This is a genomic window from Alkalilimnicola ehrlichii (genome assembly GCF_003399765.1).
GTDB lineage: Bacteria > Pseudomonadota > Gammaproteobacteria > Nitrococcales > AK92 > AK92.
The window spans coordinates 241,462-259,635 of record NZ_NFZV01000001.1 but is presented as its reverse complement, the minus strand read 5'-3'; the positions used below and the strand labels follow the sequence as shown (position 1 = coordinate 259,635).

Sequence of the window (18,174 nt, the reverse complement as noted above, 5' to 3'; positions counted from 1 at the left end):
GACACCAATGCCTCTTTTTACCGTAGGACTCAGTCATAACACCGCGCCCCTTGAGGTTCGCGAACGCATGGTTTTCTCCATGGAAACCTTGCCTGCCAGCCTGCGCGAATTAAAAGAGCAACTGGGTGTTTCCGAAGCAGTGGTTATTTCCACCTGCAACCGGACGGAGCTCTATGTATCGCTGGCCAACACGCCGGACCAGGACGCACTCATACGGTGGTTCTGCCAACATAAGGGCATCCGCTTCGAAAAACTCAAGCCTCATTTGTTTTGCTATCAAGGTGGCGAGGCGCTACGCCATTTATTACGCGTTTGCGCCGGGCTCGATTCGATGATCCTCGGCGAGCCGCAAATTCTCGGCCAAGCGAAACTGGCCTATAACTGTGCGGTATCCGGCGGCACTTTAGGGCACTTACTCGATCGCGCCTTCCAACATGCGTTCGCGGTTGCCAAACAAGTCCGCACCCAAACGGCCATTGGCGCCAATCCGGTATCGGTAGCGTTTGCAGCGGTGAGTTTAGCGCGCCAAATCTTCGGCGAGTTAAACCGGAGCACAGCTTTACTGATAGGCGCCGGGGAAACCATCGAGCTGACTGCCCGCCACCTACGGCAGCAAGGCGTCGGCCACATGCTGGTAGCCAATCGCACATTGGAGCGCGCGCAATCCGTCGCAGCCCCCCATGACGCGGAAGCGATTACGCTCAGCGAGATCCCTGGCCATTTGCATCGTAGCGATATCATAATCGCCTCGACCGCGAGTCCGTTACCGATCATTGGAAAAGGCAGCGTGGAGCGCGCGCTCAAGCAACGCAAACACAGGCCCATTTTCATGGTAGACATGGCCGTGCCAAGGGATATTGAAGCCGAAGTCGGCAAACTAAACGATGCCTACCTTTATACCGTCGACGATCTTCGCGAGGTCATCGAGGATAATCTTCGCTCGCGACAAGCAGCGGCAGAGCAAGCGGAAGAAATCGTCGCCGAGCAGGTCGAGCAGTTCATGGGCTGGGTACGTTCGCTAGAGGCCGTCCCGCCGATCAAGCAATTGCGCAGTCGTGCCGAGCGTCAGCGCGACGAACTCCTTGCACGCGCGCAACGACGCTTGGAAGCCGGCGACGATGCCGTCGAAGTATTGCAGTATTTAGCGCATACCCTGACCAACACCCTACTCCACGCCCCCACCAAAGGGTTGCGGGAAATCGCCGCTACCGGCGACGACAATGGCATTAAAGCAGCCAAACGCCTGCTCGATATCAGCGACGAGGACGAGTTAACGCCGTGAAGGCTTCTATACGCAACAAACTAAACCAGCTCGAAGAACGCTTCGAGGAAGTCGGTGCGCTGTTGGCGCAACCGGATATTATTAGCGACCAGACACGTTTTACGAGTTTGTCGAAGGAGTATGCCCGCCTTGAGCCCGTCGTCGAGGCGCTGCGCAACTACCGGGATTACGAGGAGCGTCGAACAAATGCCGAAGCCATGCGGGCCGATAACGACCCGGATATACGCACTATGGCGGAAGAAGAGCTGGCTGCGGTTGAAGATGCTTTAGCGGAGCGGGAGCGCGAACTGCAAATCCTGCTCCTCCCAACGGACCCTAACGACGAGCGCAACATCTTCCTGGAAATTCGCGCCGGCACCGGCGGCGACGAGGCGGCTTTATTCGCCGGCGATCTATTCCGCATGTATAGCCGCTACGCCGAACAACAGCGCTGGCAGATCGAAATGATCAGCGAAAGCGGCGGCGAGCATGGCGGTTTTAAGGAGGTCATTGCCCGCATTATCGGCCAAGGCGCTTATTCGAGGTTGAAATTCGAATCCGGCGCCCATCGGGTTCAACGTGTACCCGAAACCGAGTCCCAGGGTCGCATTCACACCTCTGCCTGCACGGTAGCCGTGTTGCCGGAAGTGGAAGCGGTGGAAGAGATCGACATCAACCCCAGCGACCTGAAGGTCGATACGTTCCGGGCGTCGGGGGCTGGCGGTCAGCACGTAAACAAGACGGACTCGGCCATTCGGATCACCCACTTGCCGTCCGGCATCGTTGTGGAATGTCAGGACGAGCGCTCGCAACACAAGAACCGAGCCAAAGCGCTGAGCCTGCTACAGGCCAAGCTGTTATCGTCCGAGCAAGAAAAGCAGGCCGCGGAGCAAACGGCGCAACGGCGTCTGCTAGTGGGTAGCGGCGACCGCTCCGAACGCATACGAACCTACAACTTTCCGCAAGGCCGCGTAACGGATCATCGCATCAACCTGACGCTGTATAAGCTCGACGAAATATTACAAGGCAACTTAGATCAGGTCATCGACCCGTTGGTCAACGAATATCAGGCGGACCAGCTAGCAGCTTTGGCCGATCAATAAGCGTTGCCCTACATACGGACGCGTCCAATAAAAGGGGTTCATCACGCTTTGGCGAGAATGTGCTTATCTTTATCGCTACTGCCGGTAGCGATGCATTAAGCCGTGCGAAGCGCGCACCACACTGAACCGCCAACAGCGGAAACTAATCCCCTCACTAAAGTAAAGCGCGATAAACAATAAAAAGCCTGCTTAAAGCAGGCTTTTTTATTAGACTCGTCTGAAACGCCATTAAGCAACGCGCTGTTTCTCGCGAATTTCTTCGAGCGTTTTGCAATCGATGCAAAGCGTCGCCGTTGGCCGCGCCTCCAGACGCCGCAAGCCGATTTCAACCCCGCACATCTCGCAGTAGCCGTAATCGTCCTTACGAATCTTCTCCAGTGTCTGGTCGATCTTCCGAATCAGCTTGCGCTCACGATCACGCGCACGCAGCTCAAGGGCGAATTCCTCTTCCTGAGTCGCTCGGTCGGCGGGGTCGGCGTAGTTGTATGCATCGTCGCGCATGTGATGCACAGTGCGCTCGACTTCTTCTTGCAACTGCCGCTTCCAAGCCAGCAAAAGCTCGCTGAAATGCTCCAGCTGAGCCCTGCTCATGTACTCCTCGCCCTCGCTTTCCTTATACGGCTCAAAGCCCTTTACCGGCAAAACATGTTTATTGGACATGGTCTTTTCCTCCATCTAACCAGGCCTCCTCCAAGCACCTGGCCTCCCAAGCTGCGACACGGCTTTCATGATTCCTTGTGGAGACACACAATGCCTCGCCATTCCTAATCGGCATGCAGCTTTGATCCGCGTGTTGGTATAACAAAAACACTTTCCGGCACGTCCGTAAAGCCTGCTGGAAAGCAGCCAAAAACTTTGTGACCGCGCTCTAAAAATTCAAGCTACTTCTTGCAAAACATCATTAATGAGGCCCGACACCACCCGCCTGGACCTCCTAATGCCGACTAACAAGCCACTCGCTTCGCCAATACCTGCTTCAACTTTGCGGCGGCATCGCGCAAAGCACGATCTGTCGTATCCCAGTCGATACAGGCATCGGTAATCGAGACGCCATACTCGAGATCTGCTTTATCGGCCGTCAATTTCTGGTTTCCCCAACCGAGGTTACTCTCCAGCATAACGCCAACGATCGACTGATTGCCTTCTAAGATCTGATTTACCAGATTATCGAATACTAACGGCTGTAATGCCGGATCCTTGTTCGAGTTGGCATGGCTGCAATCGACAACGAGCTTCGTCCGCAAACCGGCAGCAGCCAGCTCTTTCTCGCACAAGGCGATACTCACCGAGTCGTAGTTCGGCTTCTCGCCGCCCCGCAGGACCACATGGCCGTACCGGTTACCGGCAGTGCGAATAACCGCACAACGCCCGTTTTGATCGATCCCCAAAAAGTTATGCGGAGTGGCTGCGGAGTGCAAGGCATTGATCGCCACCGTTAAGCTGCCGTCAGTCCCATTTTTGAAACCGACCGGCGTCGATAAACCGCTTGCCATCTCGCGGTGGGTCTGCGACTCGGTGGTACGAGCGCCGATTGCAGTCCAGGTAATAAGATCTTGCAAATACTGCGGCGAGATAGGGTCCAACGCTTCGGTCGCGGTCGGCAAGCCCATCTCCGCCAACTCTAGAAGGAGACCTCGCGCCACGTGCAAACCTTCCTCAATATGGAAGGAATCGTCCATCCGCGGGTCATTGATCAGCCCTTTCCAACCGACGGTGGTCCGCGGCTTCTCAAAATATACTCGCATCACGATATAGAGTTCGTCGCGCAACTCTTCCCGCAGGCGCTTCAAACGAGCCGCATACTCGCGCGCAGCCTTTAGGTCATGAATCGAACAAGGACCGACAACGACCAACAACCGCGGATCCCGACCATCGAGGATGGCCTCCACGGTGCGACGACCTTCGACGACAGTCGCCCGCGCTTTCTCGCTTAAGGGCAACTTCTGTTTCACTTCCTGCGGCGTCGGCAACAGCTCTTGCGACAGGACATTAGTATTATCAACCGACTTTTCTGACATAACTCACGACACATCGTTCTACGGCGGGACAGTAATAACCGAATCTCTCTAAGAAATCATCTTAGCCCGCTGTAAACAAGAAGGCCAAGCCATTTCGGCTTGGCCTCAGCTCATAGCAACTTCAGCAAATACTGAACAACGCCTTATTCAGAGCTGGAGCCACTCGCTACCAGCCTCGCCAAGCCTCAGACATCCGCTTTGCGACGACCTAAAAACCGTGGCCTAATATGGCATTCCCGCCCTTAGACCGCCTGTAGCGGAATTAGTTCTGTGCAACTCTCTGCGGTTGGCTCACATAGCGATACTGGGCAGGTTTGCCGTTGACGCACTCTGCATCGATCACGACAGCCTGGACATCTCCCGCCGCCGGCACCCGATACATCGGCTCAAGCAGCACGCGCTCCAAGACCGCCCGTAAGCCGCGAGCACCGGTTCCCCGCGCAATGGCTTCGCGTGCGATCGCCGCCAACGCTTCCGCCTCGATTTCCAATGCGCAATCGTCCAGACCGAACAACTCCGCATATTGCCGCACCAACGCGTTTTTCGGTTCCGTGAGAATGCCGACCAGCGCAGCCTCGTCAAGCTCGTCGAGGACGGCAATCACAGGCAAACGACCGACAAACTCCGGAATCAGGCCGAACTTGATCAAATCGTCGACTGCGAGCGACTTCGCAAACTCCGCATTCTGCTGGGCAGAGACCGTCGCCCCGAAACCGATACCGCGCGGCGTGGTACGGCCCGCGACCACTTTATCGAGGCCGGCAAAGGCGCCGCCGCAGATAAAGAGGATATCGCGCGTGTTGATTTGCACCTGCTCCTGCTGCATCTGGCGCCGGCCGCCTCGCCCTTGCAAGGTCACAACCGTGCCTTCCATAAGCTTTAACAAGGCCTGCTGCACCCCCTCCCCGGACACGTCCCGACCATGGCTAGGGTTCTGCGAACGCCGGGCCAGCTTGTCGATCTCGTCGATATAGACAATCCCCCGCCCCGCTTTTTCAGCGTCGTAGTCGCATGCCTGCAGAAGCTTTTGCACAACCGTCTCAACGTCTTCGCCGACATAACCGGCTTCTGTCAGGCTGGTGGCATCGACCACTGCAAAAGGAACGTCCAACATCCGCGCCATGGTCTCGGCCAGTAATGTTTTCCCCGAACCGCTGGGCCCGATCAACATCACATTGCTTTTGCTGATCTCGACCGGGTCGATGCTCTGGTTGTGGGCCAGGCGCTTGTAATGGTTATAAACAGCAACCGCGAGGGTACGCTTCGCTTGCTCTTGGCCAACGACGTAGCCGTCCAAGAAGTTGTGGATCTCGCGCGGCTTCGGCAACTCTTTAAGTAGTTCTCGCGGCGGTACAGAGAACTCTTCCAGCATGAGCCGATTGCAATCCTCTACACAGCTATCGCAAATAAATGCGGACGGGCCGGCGATCAAAGTACCGACTTGCTCCTCTGCTTTGCCACAAAACGAACAAAACAAGGAATCACCGTCTTGTTGGCCGGGATCATGGTAATCTTTGCGGCTCATGGCTCACCTCCGTTACCGTGCGGGCTGCTCTTCCATGACGGACGGCATCTAACCATCCGGCAGACCCTTTACGGCGAAGAGACGGGTATCCTTTCCTGGTTTCCCGTGTTGCACCGACCCGGAAGCGCGGAATCGGCTTTGTTAGAAACAGCGGACGCTTCTATCATGCCTCGTCTCTATATTTCCGGACGAGTATCACGAGGGAGTCGTTCCTTAACCAATACAGCGGCACTCATGCGCTCGTTCTTTATATATAGCTGTAAAAATGCTGTAGATCTTGCTTCTAGCGCAAGAACCAATCTGTCAGCAGGTGATATAGTTGGCAAACCATTTGAGGGAATGTTCATGGCTATCGACCACAAGCTCCTCGACATACTCTGCTGCCCCGCTACCGGCGCTTCCGTGCAGCTGCTTCGTAAGGAACAGCTAAAACGGTTAAACGATGCGATCGCGCAAGGCGGCACACTTTACTTTGACGATACCCCGGTAGAAGCGCCTTTGAAAGAGGCTCTGATTACCGAAAACGGTGAACGGATCTACCGAGTGGACGATGGAATTCCAATCATGCTAGAAGACAAAGCGATTCCAGGCCAAGTGCTTGACAACGCGAAGTAAGTAGCAGTGACCCAGCCGCATCCGCCGCCGCTGGCGACCCTGGCCGCAGCGCTTGCCTGGGGCGAGCAGTGCTTGTACGGGCTTTCCGACTCTGCGCGTTTGGATGCCGAGGTGTTGCTCTGCCACTGCCTCAAGGTGAATCGTAGCTTCCTTTATACTTGGCCAGAGCGGGCATTAGACACGGCGACGCAAGAGGCGTTCACGGCACTGGTCGAGCAGCGTCATAGCGGACAGCCGGTCGCCTATTTGATCGGGGCGCAGGAGTTTTGGTCTTTACCGTTGCGCGTGACGCCCGACACGCTGATTCCACGCCCGGAAACCGAGCTGCTGGTCGAACAGGCGCTCGTGCTGTTACCTTCCCAGGCTGCGGTAAAAGTAGCCGATCTCGGCACCGGTAGCGGCGCGATCGCACTGGCCATTGCAAGCGAACGTCCGCAAGCGAACGTCATAGCCGTAGACAATAGCGCCGGTGCGTTAGCCGTAGCCCGCGACAATCGTGACAGGCTCGGATTTAGCAACGTCGATCTTCGCCAGGGAGACTGGTTCGCCCCGTTAGTTGGCGAGCGCTTACACGTGATCGTCAGCAATCCGCCGTATATTGGAGCGGAAGAGCCGGAGCCGTATCGAGGCGACTGCCGCTTCGAACCAGCCACGGCTTTACTCTCCGAAGACGCCGGACTTGCCGATTTGCGCACGATTATTCAAGCTGCTCCGAACTATCTCACGCCACATGGCGCACTTTTGTTAGAACATGGTTATCGACAAGGTGCCGCGGTTCGCCAGCTGCTAACCCTGGCGGGCTTCGAACAGGTCGTTACCATAAGGGATCTAAATGGTCACGAGCGGGTAAGCCGCGGCCGTTTACCAAACACTCATCGTCCGGACGTTACGCACCGCTAAACCAATGGAAGACGAACAATTACTTCGCTACAGCCGCCAGATTATGCTGCCGGAATTCGACATCGAAGGCCAACAGCGGCTGCTGAACGCACGCGTGCTGTTAGTAGGAGTGGGGGGCTTGGATCGCCGGTTGCGCTTTATCTCGCCGCAGCCGGTGTCGGCCGCCTCGTTCTGGCCGATTTCGATCGCGTCGATTTAAGCAATCTACAACGTCAAATCGCCCATGGCACCCAGGATATCGGGCGATTAAAGGTGGAGTCGGCCGCGGAGGCGATCCGTAGCATCAATCCGGATGTCGGCATCGAGACTCTAGCCGAGCGCTTGGACGAAGCAAAGCTAGAACGGCACCTTGCCGACGTCGATCTAGTGATCGATGGGTGCGATAATTTCCAAACCCGCCATGCGGTCAATGCCGCCTGTGTAGCCAGTGGCACTCCGCTCGTCTCCGGCGCCGTTATTCGCATGGAAGGCCAATTGGCCGTTTTCCGCGCCGATCGCCCCGGTCAGCCCTGCTATCATTGTCTATTTCCCGCTAGCGAAGATGTCGCCGAGACGTGCAGCGAAACAGGCATTCTCTCCCCTTTACCAGGCATTATCGGCAGCCTGCAAGCGCTGGAAGCCATCAAGATACTTAGTGGCTGCGGCACGCCGTCCGACAGCAAACTGCTCGTCTTCGACGCTACCCAGAGCAGCTGGCGATCCTTGCGGATTCCCAAAGACCCTAACTGCCCAGTCTGCGCCCGACACTAAGCCCGCGCTCTGCGAGCGCCCCCGACAATCCTTTTTTATTGGCGAGTTGTAGAGGTAGGCGGCGAGCCGTCGGCGAGGAATAACTGCTCGACATCGACCGCATCGTAACGATACGGCTTGCCGCAAAAGTCGCAGCTAACTTCCACCTGCCCTTGCTCGGCAAGGATATCGTGCACTTCTTCGCTACCCAGCGATCGCAACATGTCGCGAATACGCTCGTCGGAGCAGGTGCAATGAAAGCGAAACGGCGTAGGATCGAAAAGGCGAATATCTTCCTCGTGAAAGAGACGCTGCAATATCTCGGGCACGCTGAGTTCGATGAGTTCACGCGGGGTTATCGTGTCGCTGAGAATTTCCGCCCGATTCCAGGCATCGGAATCGTCGTCCTCGCCGGGTAACCGCTGCACCAGCATTCCCGCCGCCCGACCGCCGTCGGCCGTTAGCCAAACCCGCGTTGCCAGCTGCTCCGACTCGCGAAAGTACGTATCGAGCGCGGCGGCCAAGCCGCTCGACTCCAATGCAACGATCCCCTGATAGCGGTCGCGACGTCTTCCGGGTCGATTGTAATGGCCAAATAGCCGCCTTTACACAAGGCCGTCAGGTCGCCCTCTGTCGGCAACTCGCCATCCCACCGGGCAAGCGCGCGCAAACCGGCATCGCTACCGGCTTGCACCAACAGCAAGGTCAACGGCCCCTGCCCCTGAATTTGAAGGCTTAAAGAGCCGCGGAATTTCAGCGTGGCCGTCAACAAAGCCGCGGCAGCCAAGGCTTCGCCGACCAAGCGCTGTAGCACCGGCGGGTACTCCCGGCGGGCAAGTACCGAACGGTAGGTATCGTCTAACTGCACGATCTCGCCGCGCACATTGGCATGCTCGAAAACGAAGCGATAAAGATGGTCTGGGGTGCTCATCGGATACTCGGACAGCTACTCAAGCGAAAACAGGCGGGAGGACTACGCTCACCTGGATATGGGGTGTCCGACCAAGGTTGGACACCCCGCACACCGTTACTCGGCCAGTTTTTTCTTCAATAGCTCATTGAGCTGAGCCGGGTTGGCTTTGCCTTTCGAGAGCTTCATGACCTGGCCGACGAAGAAGCCGAGCAGTTTGTCCTTACCGCCCTTATATTGCTCAACCTGGCCCGGATTAGCCGCCAAAACCTCGTCGATCATCGCCTCGATCGCTCCGGTGTCGGTCACCTGCTTCAAGCCGCGTTTCTCGATGATGTCATCCGGCATGCCTTCGCCGTTCCACATCGCCTCGAAAACTTCTTTAGCGATCTTGCCGGAAATCGTATTGTCGGCGATCCGCTGCAAGAGTTGGCCGAGCATTGTCGGGGTGACCGGGCTGTCGCCGATTTCCAGGCCGTCTTTATTCAACGCGCCGGAGAAATCGCCCATCACCCAGTTCGCCGACATCTTGGCCTGCCCGCCGGATTCGCGCACCACCGCTTCGAAGAAATCGGCCATTTCCCGACTACTGGTTAATACGCCGGCGTCATAGACGCTGAGCTTGTACTCATCGATAAAGCGTCGCCGTTTCTCGTCCGGCAACTCCGGCAAGGTAGCGCGAACCTGGTCGATAAAAGCCGGCTCGATGTCGAGCGGCAGCAAATCCGGGTCCGGGAAGTAGCGGTAGTCGTTCGCTTCTTCCTTCGTCCGCATGGAGCGGGTCTCGTTTTTCACCGAGTCGTACAGGCGAGTTTCCTGCACCACCGTGCCGCCGCTTTCCAGCAAATCGATCTGCCGCTCGACCTCGATATTGATGGCACGCTCGACAAAACGGAACGAGTTCAGGTTTTTCAACTCGGCGCGCGTACCGAACTCCTTTTGCCCCTTCGGCCGTACCGACACGTTAGCATCGCAGCGGAACGAGCCTTCCTGCATGTTGCCGTCGCAGATTTCCAGGTAACGTACTAAGCTGTGTAGCTTTTTCATGTACGCCACCGCCTCTTTCGCCGAACGCAAATCCGGCTCGGAGACGATTTCCAATAGCGGGGTACCGGCACGGTTAAGGTCGATACCGCTCATGCCTTCGAAATCTTCGTGCATGGATTTACCGGCATCTTCCTCCAGGTGCGCTCGCGTCACCCCGACGTTCTTGGTGCTGCCGTCCTCCAGCTCGATCTCCAGCATACCCTGCTCGACAACCGGCAGCTCGTATTGACTGATCTGATAGCCTTTGGGCAGATCGGGATAAAAATAATTCTTCCGGGCGAACACCGAGCGCGGAGCCACCTTTGCACCGATAGCCAAGCCGAACTTCACGGCCATCCGCACTACATCTTTGTTCAATACCGGCAAAACCCCCGGCAAGCCCAGATCGACCGCGCACGCCTGGGTGTTCGGCGCTGCACCGTATGCGGTCGATGCGCCGGAAAAAATCTTGCTCTTAGTCGCGAGCTGAGCGTGAATCTCCAGCCCAATTACGGTTTCCCATTCCATGCTTACTACCTTCGTTCCACCGCTTGCAGCGGCGCTAAGCGTCTAGAGGGAACAGCCGCCGCCGATCTCCGCTAACGAGACTCGGCGGCAATCTGATCAGGCGTACTGTTCCGGCATCCGCCGGTGCCAATCGGTCACCTGTTGGTACTGATGGCCGACGTTAAGCAGCCGCGCCTCGTCAAAATAATTGCCGATCACCTGCAAGCCGACAGGGCGGCCGTTGGCGAAACCGGCCGGAATCGACATGGCCGGCACCCCGGCAAGGTTGATGGCAATGGTGTAGACGTCGGACAAGTACATTTGCACCGGATCGTCCGAACGCTCGCCCAAGTTAAACGCCACGGTAGGCGAGGTCGGCCCCATAATCACGTCGACCTCCTCCAGCGCCCGGGTGAAGTCGTCGCGAATCATGCGCCGAACCTGTTGCGCCTTCAGGTAGTAGGCATCGTAATAACCGGCGGAAAGCGCATAAGTACCGACCATAATGCGGCGTTTCACCTCCGGACCGAAGCCTTCGCCGCGAGAACGCTTATAAAGGTCTTCCAAATCCACCGGATTTTCGCAGCGGTAGCCGAACCGTACACCGTCGTAGCGCGACAGGTTGGAAGAAGCCTCGGCCGGGGCGATCACGTAGTAAACCGGCACGGCCAATTCCGTATTGGGTAGGGAGATTTCCCGCACTTCGGCACCGAGCTTGCGGTATTCCTCGACAGCGGCTTCGACAACCTTCGCCACTTCCGAGTCCAAGCCTTCGCCGAAATATTCTTTTGGCAACCCGATCTTCAATCCCTGCAACGACTCGCCGAGATCGGCCGTATAATCGGGCACTTCGCGCTCGACGCTGGTCGAGTCGCGCTCGTCGAAGCCTGCCATTGCGTTCATCATCAGCGCCAGGTCTTCGGCGCTATAGCCCATCGGCCCGCCTTGGTCGAGACTGGATGCGAACGCGATCATGCCGTAGCGCGAAACGCGCCCATAGGTCGGTTTCAGTCCGCTAATGCCGCATAGCGCCGCCGGCTGACGAATCGAGCCGCCGGTGTCGGTACCGGTTGCGACCGGCACCAGACGCGCGGCCACAGCCGCCGCAGAACCGCCAGACGAACCACCAGGAACGGCCTGGACATCCCAGGGGTTCCGGACCGGGCCGTAGAAGCTGGTTTCGTTGGAAGACCCCATGGCAAATTCGTCCATGTTCGTTTTACCAACGCACACCATGCCGGCTGCTTTCAGCTTCTCGACCACCGTCGCATTGTAGGGGGCGATAAAGTTATCCAGCATCCGCGAACCGCAGCTGGTACGCACACCTTGGGTACAGAAGATATCTTTGTGCGCCAGCGGGATACCGGTTAGCGGGCCCGCCTTACCGGCCGCACGCATTTCGTCGGCAGATTTAGCATCGGCTAAAGCCTGTTCCCGCGTCACCGTAATCAGGGCATTTAAATCCGGGTTCAGCCGCTCGATGCGGTCCAAAAAGGTTTGCGTCAATTCGACGCTGGAAGTTTCACCGGCCCGCAAAGCGGCGGACAATTCGGCTAAAGTCTTTTCGTACATCTTCCGGCCTTGGATGGGGATGATTTAAAAGTCGCCAGAGGGTTCGAGCACTTGCCCTTACTCGATGACGCGCGGCACCAGGTACAAACCTGCTTCGGTTGCCGGCGCAATCGACTGGAACAACTCCCGCTGGTCGCTCTCGCTCACTTCGTCAACGCGCAACCGCTGAGCCATATCGAGCGGGTGCGCCATCGGATCGACACCTTTTGTATCAACTTTTCCAAGCTGTTCCACAAAATTGAGAATATCCGACAGATTTCTTGCATATTCTGGGATATCCTGGTCTTCAATTGAAAGACGGGCTAAATGGGCAATGCTTTGGACATCGGCAGAGCTGAGAGACATATCACACTCCGGAGAATTGATCCCAAGAAGCGGACAAACTTACCATAGTCCACTGCTTGCCCAAAGCCCCCACCGTTGCTAGATTATCGCCTTCTCATAAGCAGGTAGAGAACATGTTCAAGGGCATTCGCGGGTTGTTCTCAAACGATCTGTCGATCGATCTTGGGACAGCCAACACGCTGATCTATTCCCGAGGCCAAGGCATCGTATTGAACGAGCCGTCAGTGGTCGCCATTCGCCAGGACCCCGATGGCGGCGTCAAAAGCATTGCCGCGGTCGGCGCGGAAGCGAAACAAATGCTTGGACGCACGCCCGGAAACATTCGTGCCATCCGACCGTTAAAAGATGGCGTAATTGCCGATTTTACGGTTACGGAGAAAATGCTTCAGCATTTTATTAAAAAAGTGCATGAAGCGCGTTTTCTAAAACCGAGCCCTCGCGTTTTAGTATGCGTCCCTTGCGGTTCGACCCAAGTGGAGCGGCGTGCGATTCGAGAGTCGGCAGCCGGTGCCGGTGCGCGCGAAGCGTATCTGATCGAGGAGCCGATGGCGGCTGCGATCGGCGCCAACATGCCGGTAGAAGAAGCGCGCGGCTCGATGGTGCTCGACATTGGCGGCGGCACTTCCGAAGTCGCGGTATTGTCGTTGAACGGTATCGTCTATTCGGCCTCCGTCCGCATCGGCGGGGATCGTTTCGACGAAGCGATCGCGCACTATGTACGCCGCAACTACGGCATTCTGATCGGGGAAGCCACCTCGGAGCGCATTAAGCACGAGATAGGCACCGCTTTCCCAGGCACGGAAGTTCGCGAGATCGAGGTTAAAGGCCGCAATCTAGCGCAAGGCGTGCCGCGCAGCTTCACGCTAAACAGCAATGAAATTCTGGAAGCGTTACAGGAACCTTTATCGGGGATTGTGGGTGCTGTGAAAACGGCGCTAGAGCAAACGCCGCCCGAGCTTGGCGCGGACGTTGCCGAACGCGGCATCGTCCTCACCGGCGGCGGGGCGTTGTTACGCAACCTCGACCGCCTCCTCATGGAGGAGACAGGCTTGCCCGTTGTGGTAGCCGACGATCCGCTCACTTGTGTCGCTCGCGGTGGCGGGCGTGCGCTTGAGCTAATGGATGAACGAGGCACTGACCTGTTTGTGATGGACTAAGCTCGAACTGGCGGGGTCTCATCGGCCCCGCCGGACGCCCTATACCGATTGGCAAATAACAAGGCTGGGTGTCCGAGCCTTAGATATATCAACGGGGAGCGCCATCAAACCGTTATTCCTACAAGGGCCGTCGATCACCACCCGAATGGTACTGTGTCTACTGCTCGGGACATTACTCATGGTGCTCGACCACCGCCAGCAACTGGGCGATCCGGTTCGGCAGACCATTGCCGGACTGGTTTACCCCATTCATGCGGCGGTTGACATCCCTTTTCGGGCCGGCAATTTCCTCTCCGATCAATTCGGCTCGCGGCGCCAATTGATCGAAGAGAACGCCCGCCTGCGCGCTCAACAATTGCTCAACGAGACCCGCTTGCAACGCCTCGACAGCCTGGAGCGGGAGAACATCAATCTCAGAGCGCTATTGCAATCGTCTTACGAGGTCGGCGAACCGACCCTGATCGCCGAGTTAATGCGGGTCGACCTGGACCCGAACATTCATCTGATTCAAATCAACCGAGGCAGTCGGGACGGCTTGTTCGTGGGCCAACCGGTGCTGGATGCCAACGGCGTCGTCGGCCAGGTGGATCGACTCGGCCCGGTCAGTGCGATGGTGCGTTTGATTACCGACCCAAGTCACGCACTCCCGGTACAGATCAACCGCAATGGTTTGCGCTCGGTAGCGATGGGTAGCGGGGATTTACGACGCCTCGAAGTCGTTAATTTACCAACAACCGCCGATGTCGAAGTCGGCGACCTATTAGTCACCTCGGGCCTTGGCGGACGCTTCCCTCCAGGTTATCCGGTCGCCCGGGTGACCGACGTGATTATCGACCCCGGACTACCATTTGCGAGAATCGTCGCCAAGCCTACCGCCGCCTTAGACCGAAGCCGGCAGGTCTTACTGGTCGAGGGCCAGATGGACCCGGCCCTACTCGCACCGGATGCGGAGAATTCAAGCGGGGGGAACGTTAATGTCGGCTAGCGGACACCAGGGCGGTTGGACGATAACCGCAAGTTTTGTTATCGCTCTGATGCTGACAGTCGTCCCGTTGCCCGAATGGGCAGCAGCGGCACGCCCACAGTGGGTCGCCCTGGTGCTTATTTACTGGTGCATGGCCCTGCCGCAACGCGTTGGGGTAGGCATTGGTTTTATCGTTGGCTTTATGCAGGACGCCTTGCTCGGTAGCCTGCTCGGCCAGCATGCGCTTGCCTTCGCGCTCTTGGCCTTCTTAACCATGAAGCTGCATCAGCGCATTCGCGTATTTCCATTATGGCAGCAAGCACTTACAGTACTGGTTCTGCTCCTGCTGACACAGCTTATTCTGTTCTGGATTAACGGTTTGGTCGGCCGCTCGCCGACGAGTTGGACCTATTGGCTTGCGCCATTTACCGGAACCGTCCTCTGGCCCTGGGTGTTCGTGCTAATGCGGGAGCTCAGAAGAAACTTCAACGTACGCTAGGTTTGCCCGGCTCGGATCCAGGCTATGTCAACCCATACCTCTCTTCAGGATCGCAACCGTGAGACCCGGATCTTTTTCGGGCGCGCCGTCGTTGCCGGGCTAGTGGTTATTGCGTTGATGCTCACGCTAGTCGGCCGGATGGCCCACCTGCAAATCGTCAATCACCAGCACTACTCTACGCTCTCGCAACAGAACCGGGTTCGCGTCGTTCCCGTCCCGCCGACGCGGGGCTTGATTTATGACCGCAACGGCGTCGTCCTCGCCGAGAATCGGCCGTCTTTCCGTCTGGTCATCACACCCGAGCAGGTGCAGGATCTGAACGCCACGTTGACCGCGCTGGGCGAGATCATCGAACTCGACGAAAGCGATTTAACACGCTTTCATCAGCTACGGACACGGCAGCGTCGCTTCGAAGAGGTGCCGTTAAAGGTTCGCTTAAGCGAGGAGGAAATTGCCGCCTTGGCAATCAACCGCCACCGTTTTCCGGGCGTTGAAGTTCGCGCACAACTCACGCGGCATTATCCGTTAGGAGAAGAAGCCGTACACGCTATCGGCTACGTCGGCCGCATCAATGCGCAAGAGCTGCAACGCATCGACCGTTCCAATTACGCCGGCACCACCCACATCGGCAAAACCGGCATCGAACGCTACTACGAAGACCGCTTGCACGGCAAAGTCGGTTTAGAGCGCGTCGAGACAAATGCCTCGGGCCGCGCCATCCGGGTTCTGGAGCGCACGCCCCCCATACCCGGCGAAGATATTTATCTGACATTGGACATTGAACTACAACGAGCGGCCGAGGCAGCGTTGGAAGGCGAGACCGGCGCCATCGTGGCAATGGAGCCGAGCACCGGCGAAGTGCTCGCCTTTGTGAGCAATCCAACGTTCGACCCGAATTTGTTCGTCAACGGCATTGATATCGACGTTTTCCGAGAACTACAGAGCGACCGCCGCCGTCCACTGTTTAACCGTGCCTTGCGGGGCCAGTATCCGCCCGGCTCGACCACCAAGCCCATCGTGGCCCTAGCCGCGCTGGAAAACGGCACCATCGGCGCCGAAGAGCGGGTATTTTGCCGTGGCTTCTATACGCTCCCCGGGCAAGATCACCGTTACCGCTGCTGGAACCGATCCGGTCATGGCGCGACCAACCTGACCGACGCGCTTGTCGAGTCCTGCGACGTATGGTTCTACGAAGTCGCCTTCGACCTCGGCATCGATGCGATGAGTAGCTTCATGGAGCCTTTTAATTTCGGCCGCCCCACCGGCATCGATCTCATCGGCGAATCGCGTGGAATCCTGCCCTCGCGGGAATGGAAGCGCCAAGCGCGAGGCGAAGGCTGGTTCCACGGCGAGACGATCATCAACTCCATCGGTCAGGGCTTTAATCTCGCCACCCCCACGCAGCTCGCATATTCGACGGCCATCATCGCGAATCGCGGTTACCGGGTACCGCCACGCTTACTGCTCGGCAGCCGAGCGCCGGGAGAAGCCAAGATCCAGCCGGTTGACCCCGATTACAGCCAGCCGCCGATCGTCCTGCAAAACCCCGCGCATTGGGACGACATCATCAAGGGTATGGAGCTCTCCATTACGGGCGCCCGAGGCACCGCCCGCAGGATTTCGCGCAATCTCAGCTATACCGTCGCCGGCAAAACGGGGACATCGCAGGTATTTAGCCTTGCTCAGGACCAAGAGTACGATGCCGAAGCACTGGCCCGGGAGCTTCATAACCACGCATTATTCGTAGCCTTTGCACCGATCGAGAACCCGCGGATTGCGGTCGCGGTCATCGTCGAACACGGCGGCGGGGGCGGCTCGGTCGCCGCCCCCGTGGCGCGCCAGGTGCTGGATGCCTACCTACTGAGGGATGAGAACGATGCTGAGTAGGGGTCCATCGAACACCACGTTCCTAAAACAGACGTGGATACAGCGCAACCTGCACCTTGACGAGACCTTACTGGGCCCGTTGCTGATTCTTGCGCTTGCCGGACTCGCCGTCTTATATAGTGCGTTCGATCAAAATATCGATGCCATTAACCGCCAAATCATCCGTTTAGGAATCGCTTTCGGCGTCATGCTGGTCCTGGCGCAGATACCGCCCACCACGCTCCGCCGCTGGGCCCCATGGCTCTTTGCCGTCAGCGTTGCCACCTTGGTGGCGGTCCTTTTCATCGGCGTCGAAGGCAAAGGTGCTAAGCGTTGGCTGGACTTCGGTGTCTTTCGCTTCCAGCCATCGGAAGTCATGAAAATCGCGTTACCGATGATGGTGGCCTGGTACTTATCGCGCTATCCCTTGCCGCCGAATTGGAAACAAATCGCCATCAGCCTGTTTATCGTGCTTGTACCGACGGCACTCATTATTAGGCAGCCCGACCTCGGCACGTCGCTGCTGGTAGCCGCCTCCGGCCTGTTCGTACTCTATTTAGCGGGCTTACGTCTGCGCTACATGATCGGAGCCGCAATCGCCATCGTCGGCTCGGCGCCGCTGCTGTGGTATTTCGGCATGCACGACTACCAACGTCAACGGGTACTCACATTCCTTAATCCGGAACGCGACCCGCTCGGGGCCGGCTATCACATTATCCAATCGAAAATTGCCCTTGGTTCCGGCGGCACGTACGGCAAAGGCTGGCTGAACGGCACGCAGTCTCACCTGGAGTTTCTACCGGAACGGCATACCGACTTCGTATTCGCCGTTCTCGGGGAAGAGTTCGGCTTATTCGGCGTCATCCTGCTCCTACTGCTATACGCCTTCATTATCGGCCGTGGACTGTTCATTGCGGTTAATGCACAAGACAGCTTCAGCCGGTTGCTTGCCGGTAGCCTATCGCTGACCTTTTTCGTATACATTTTCGTTAACGCGGGTATGGTTTCCGGGCTACTACCTGTCGTCGGCCTACCCTTACCGCTGATTAGCTACGGCGGCACCTCGATGGTGACGCTGATGGCCGCTTTCGGTATCCTCATGTCGATCCACACCCATCGCCGAATGTGGTCTTCATAGCCGGCCTCCGCCACCGGCACAGGACGGATTGACCGTTTA

Annotated in this window: 15 protein-coding genes and 2 pseudogenes; 10 read left to right on the top strand and 7 right to left on the bottom strand. The window is 57.5% G+C overall.

Annotated features, from left to right (window positions below; all coding sequences use genetic code 11):
• Window positions 1–67: 67 nt before the first annotated feature.
• On the top strand, window positions 68–1,282 hold the full coding sequence (hemA, locus tag CAI21_RS01275) for a glutamyl-tRNA reductase (protein ID WP_404840843.1): 1,215 nt from the start codon (window positions 68–70) through the stop codon (window positions 1,280–1,282).
• On the top strand, window positions 1,279–2,364 hold the full coding sequence (gene prfA / locus CAI21_RS01270; RefSeq protein WP_116300611.1) for a peptide chain release factor 1: 1,086 nt from the start codon (window positions 1,279–1,281) through the stop codon (window positions 2,362–2,364). The genes hemA and prfA overlap by 4 nt, the downstream gene beginning before the upstream one ends.
• A gap of 228 nt (window positions 2,365–2,592) precedes the next feature.
• Here prfA and dksA read toward each other — a convergent pair whose 3' ends face one another.
• The 3 genes from dksA to clpX all read right to left on the bottom strand — a co-directional run bounded on the left by dksA (window position 2,593) and on the right by clpX (window position 5,907).
• Window positions 2,593–3,024: an RNA polymerase-binding protein DksA gene (gene dksA / locus CAI21_RS01265; protein WP_116300807.1), complete on the bottom strand. Its 432-nt coding sequence runs from the start codon at window positions 3,022–3,024 to the stop codon at window positions 2,593–2,595.
• A gap of 284 nt (window positions 3,025–3,308) precedes the next feature.
• On the bottom strand, window positions 3,309–4,382 hold the full coding sequence (locus CAI21_RS01260) for a 3-deoxy-7-phosphoheptulonate synthase (protein ID WP_116300610.1): 1,074 nt from the start codon (window positions 4,380–4,382) through the stop codon (window positions 3,309–3,311).
• Window positions 4,383–4,644: 262 nt separating this feature from the next.
• Window positions 4,645–5,907 (bottom strand): ATP-dependent Clp protease ATP-binding subunit ClpX, encoded by a 1,263-nt coding sequence (gene clpX, locus CAI21_RS01255; protein WP_116300609.1) that lies wholly within the window; start codon window positions 5,905–5,907, stop codon window positions 4,645–4,647.
• Window positions 5,908–6,252: 345 nt separating this feature from the next.
• Between clpX and CAI21_RS01250 the strand changes: the two genes are divergently transcribed.
• The 3 genes and pseudogenes from CAI21_RS01250 to CAI21_RS01240 all read left to right on the top strand — a co-directional run bounded on the left by CAI21_RS01250 (window position 6,253) and on the right by CAI21_RS01240 (window position 8,172).
• Window positions 6,253–6,522 (top strand): Trm112 family protein, encoded by a 270-nt coding sequence (locus tag CAI21_RS01250; protein WP_116300608.1) that lies wholly within the window; start codon window positions 6,253–6,255, stop codon window positions 6,520–6,522.
• Between the two features lie 6 nt (window positions 6,523–6,528).
• Window positions 6,529–7,422: a peptide chain release factor N(5)-glutamine methyltransferase gene (gene prmC / locus CAI21_RS01245; RefSeq protein WP_258867925.1), complete on the top strand. Its 894-nt coding sequence runs from the start codon at window positions 6,529–6,531 to the stop codon at window positions 7,420–7,422.
• 4 nt (window positions 7,423–7,426) lie between these two features.
• A pseudogene (locus tag CAI21_RS01240) lies at window positions 7,427–8,172 on the top strand (HesA/MoeB/ThiF family protein).
• A gap of 35 nt (window positions 8,173–8,207) precedes the next feature.
• Here the strand turns inward: CAI21_RS01240 and hslO are convergent.
• The 4 genes and pseudogenes from hslO to gatC all read right to left on the bottom strand — a co-directional run bounded on the left by hslO (window position 8,208) and on the right by gatC (window position 12,511).
• Window positions 8,208–9,082 (bottom strand): annotated as a pseudogene (gene hslO / locus CAI21_RS01235) (Hsp33 family molecular chaperone HslO).
• 96 nt (window positions 9,083–9,178) lie between these two features.
• On the bottom strand, window positions 9,179–10,615 hold the full coding sequence (gene gatB, locus CAI21_RS01230) for an Asp-tRNA(Asn)/Glu-tRNA(Gln) amidotransferase subunit GatB (protein WP_116300607.1): 1,437 nt from the start codon (window positions 10,613–10,615) through the stop codon (window positions 9,179–9,181).
• A gap of 96 nt (window positions 10,616–10,711) precedes the next feature.
• Window positions 10,712–12,166 carry an Asp-tRNA(Asn)/Glu-tRNA(Gln) amidotransferase subunit GatA gene (gene gatA / locus CAI21_RS01225; RefSeq protein WP_116300606.1) on the bottom strand — a complete coding sequence of 485 codons (1,455 nt, stop codon included), beginning with the start codon at window positions 12,164–12,166 and terminating at the stop codon, window positions 10,712–10,714.
• A gap of 57 nt (window positions 12,167–12,223) precedes the next feature.
• Entirely contained in the window at window positions 12,224–12,511 is a 288-nt protein-coding gene (gatC, locus tag CAI21_RS01220; RefSeq protein WP_116300605.1) for an Asp-tRNA(Asn)/Glu-tRNA(Gln) amidotransferase subunit GatC, read from the bottom strand.
• A 113-nt stretch (window positions 12,512–12,624) separates the two neighbouring features.
• On the opposite strand from gatC, the gene CAI21_RS01215 reads away from it, so the two are divergent.
• The 5 genes from CAI21_RS01215 to rodA are packed head-to-tail and all read left to right on the top strand — an operon-like array spanning window position 12,625 to window position 18,135.
• Window positions 12,625–13,668 carry a rod shape-determining protein gene (locus CAI21_RS01215; RefSeq protein ID WP_116300604.1) on the top strand — a complete coding sequence of 348 codons (1,044 nt, stop codon included), beginning with the start codon at window positions 12,625–12,627 and terminating at the stop codon, window positions 13,666–13,668.
• A 55-nt stretch (window positions 13,669–13,723) separates the two neighbouring features.
• Complete coding sequence (gene mreC, locus CAI21_RS01210; protein ID WP_309544933.1) at window positions 13,724–14,653, top strand: rod shape-determining protein MreC; 930 nt, start codon at window positions 13,724–13,726, stop codon at window positions 14,651–14,653.
• On the top strand, window positions 14,643–15,131 hold the full coding sequence (mreD, locus tag CAI21_RS01205) for a rod shape-determining protein MreD (RefSeq protein ID WP_116300602.1): 489 nt from the start codon (window positions 14,643–14,645) through the stop codon (window positions 15,129–15,131). The genes mreC and mreD overlap by 11 nt, the downstream gene beginning before the upstream one ends.
• Before the next feature lie 24 nt (window positions 15,132–15,155).
• A complete protein-coding gene (mrdA, locus tag CAI21_RS01200; protein ID WP_116300601.1) occupies window positions 15,156–17,018 on the top strand; it encodes a penicillin-binding protein 2 in 1,863 nt (620 codons plus the stop codon).
• Window positions 17,008–18,135, top strand: a complete 1,128-nt coding sequence (gene rodA, locus CAI21_RS01195) for a rod shape-determining protein RodA (protein ID WP_116300600.1) — start codon at window positions 17,008–17,010, stop codon at window positions 18,133–18,135. The genes mrdA and rodA overlap by 11 nt, the downstream gene beginning before the upstream one ends.
• Window positions 18,136–18,174 lie beyond the last annotated feature (39 nt).

Bases quoted from the DNA above. Each gene is read 5' to 3' on its own strand.
- CAI21_RS01250 (WP_116300608.1), top strand. From the start codon at position 6,253: ATGGCTATCGACCACAAGCTCCTCGACATACTCTGCTGCCCCGCTACC.
- CAI21_RS01260 (WP_116300610.1), bottom strand. From the start codon at position 4,382: ATGTCAGAAAAGTCGGTTGATAATACTAATGTCCTGTCGCAAGAGCTG.
- hemA (WP_404840843.1), top strand. From the start codon at position 68: ATGGTTTTCTCCATGGAAACCTTGCCTGCCAGCCTGCGCGAATTAAAA.
- gatA (WP_116300606.1), bottom strand. From the start codon at position 12,166: ATGTACGAAAAGACTTTAGCCGAATTGTCCGCCGCTTTGCGGGCCGGT.
- mreD (WP_116300602.1), top strand. From the start codon at position 14,643: ATGTCGGCTAGCGGACACCAGGGCGGTTGGACGATAACCGCAAGTTTT.
- clpX (WP_116300609.1), bottom strand. From the start codon at position 5,907: ATGAGCCGCAAAGATTACCATGATCCCGGCCAACAAGACGGTGATTCC.
- dksA (WP_116300807.1), bottom strand. From the start codon at position 3,024: ATGTCCAATAAACATGTTTTGCCGGTAAAGGGCTTTGAGCCGTATAAG.
- rodA (WP_116300600.1), top strand. From the start codon at position 17,008: ATGCTGAGTAGGGGTCCATCGAACACCACGTTCCTAAAACAGACGTGG.
- gatB (WP_116300607.1), bottom strand. From the start codon at position 10,615: ATGGAATGGGAAACCGTAATTGGGCTGGAGATTCACGCTCAGCTCGCG.
- mrdA (WP_116300601.1), top strand. From the start codon at position 15,156: ATGTCAACCCATACCTCTCTTCAGGATCGCAACCGTGAGACCCGGATC.
- CAI21_RS01215 (WP_116300604.1), top strand. From the start codon at position 12,625: ATGTTCAAGGGCATTCGCGGGTTGTTCTCAAACGATCTGTCGATCGAT.
- gatC (WP_116300605.1), bottom strand. From the start codon at position 12,511: ATGTCTCTCAGCTCTGCCGATGTCCAAAGCATTGCCCATTTAGCCCGT.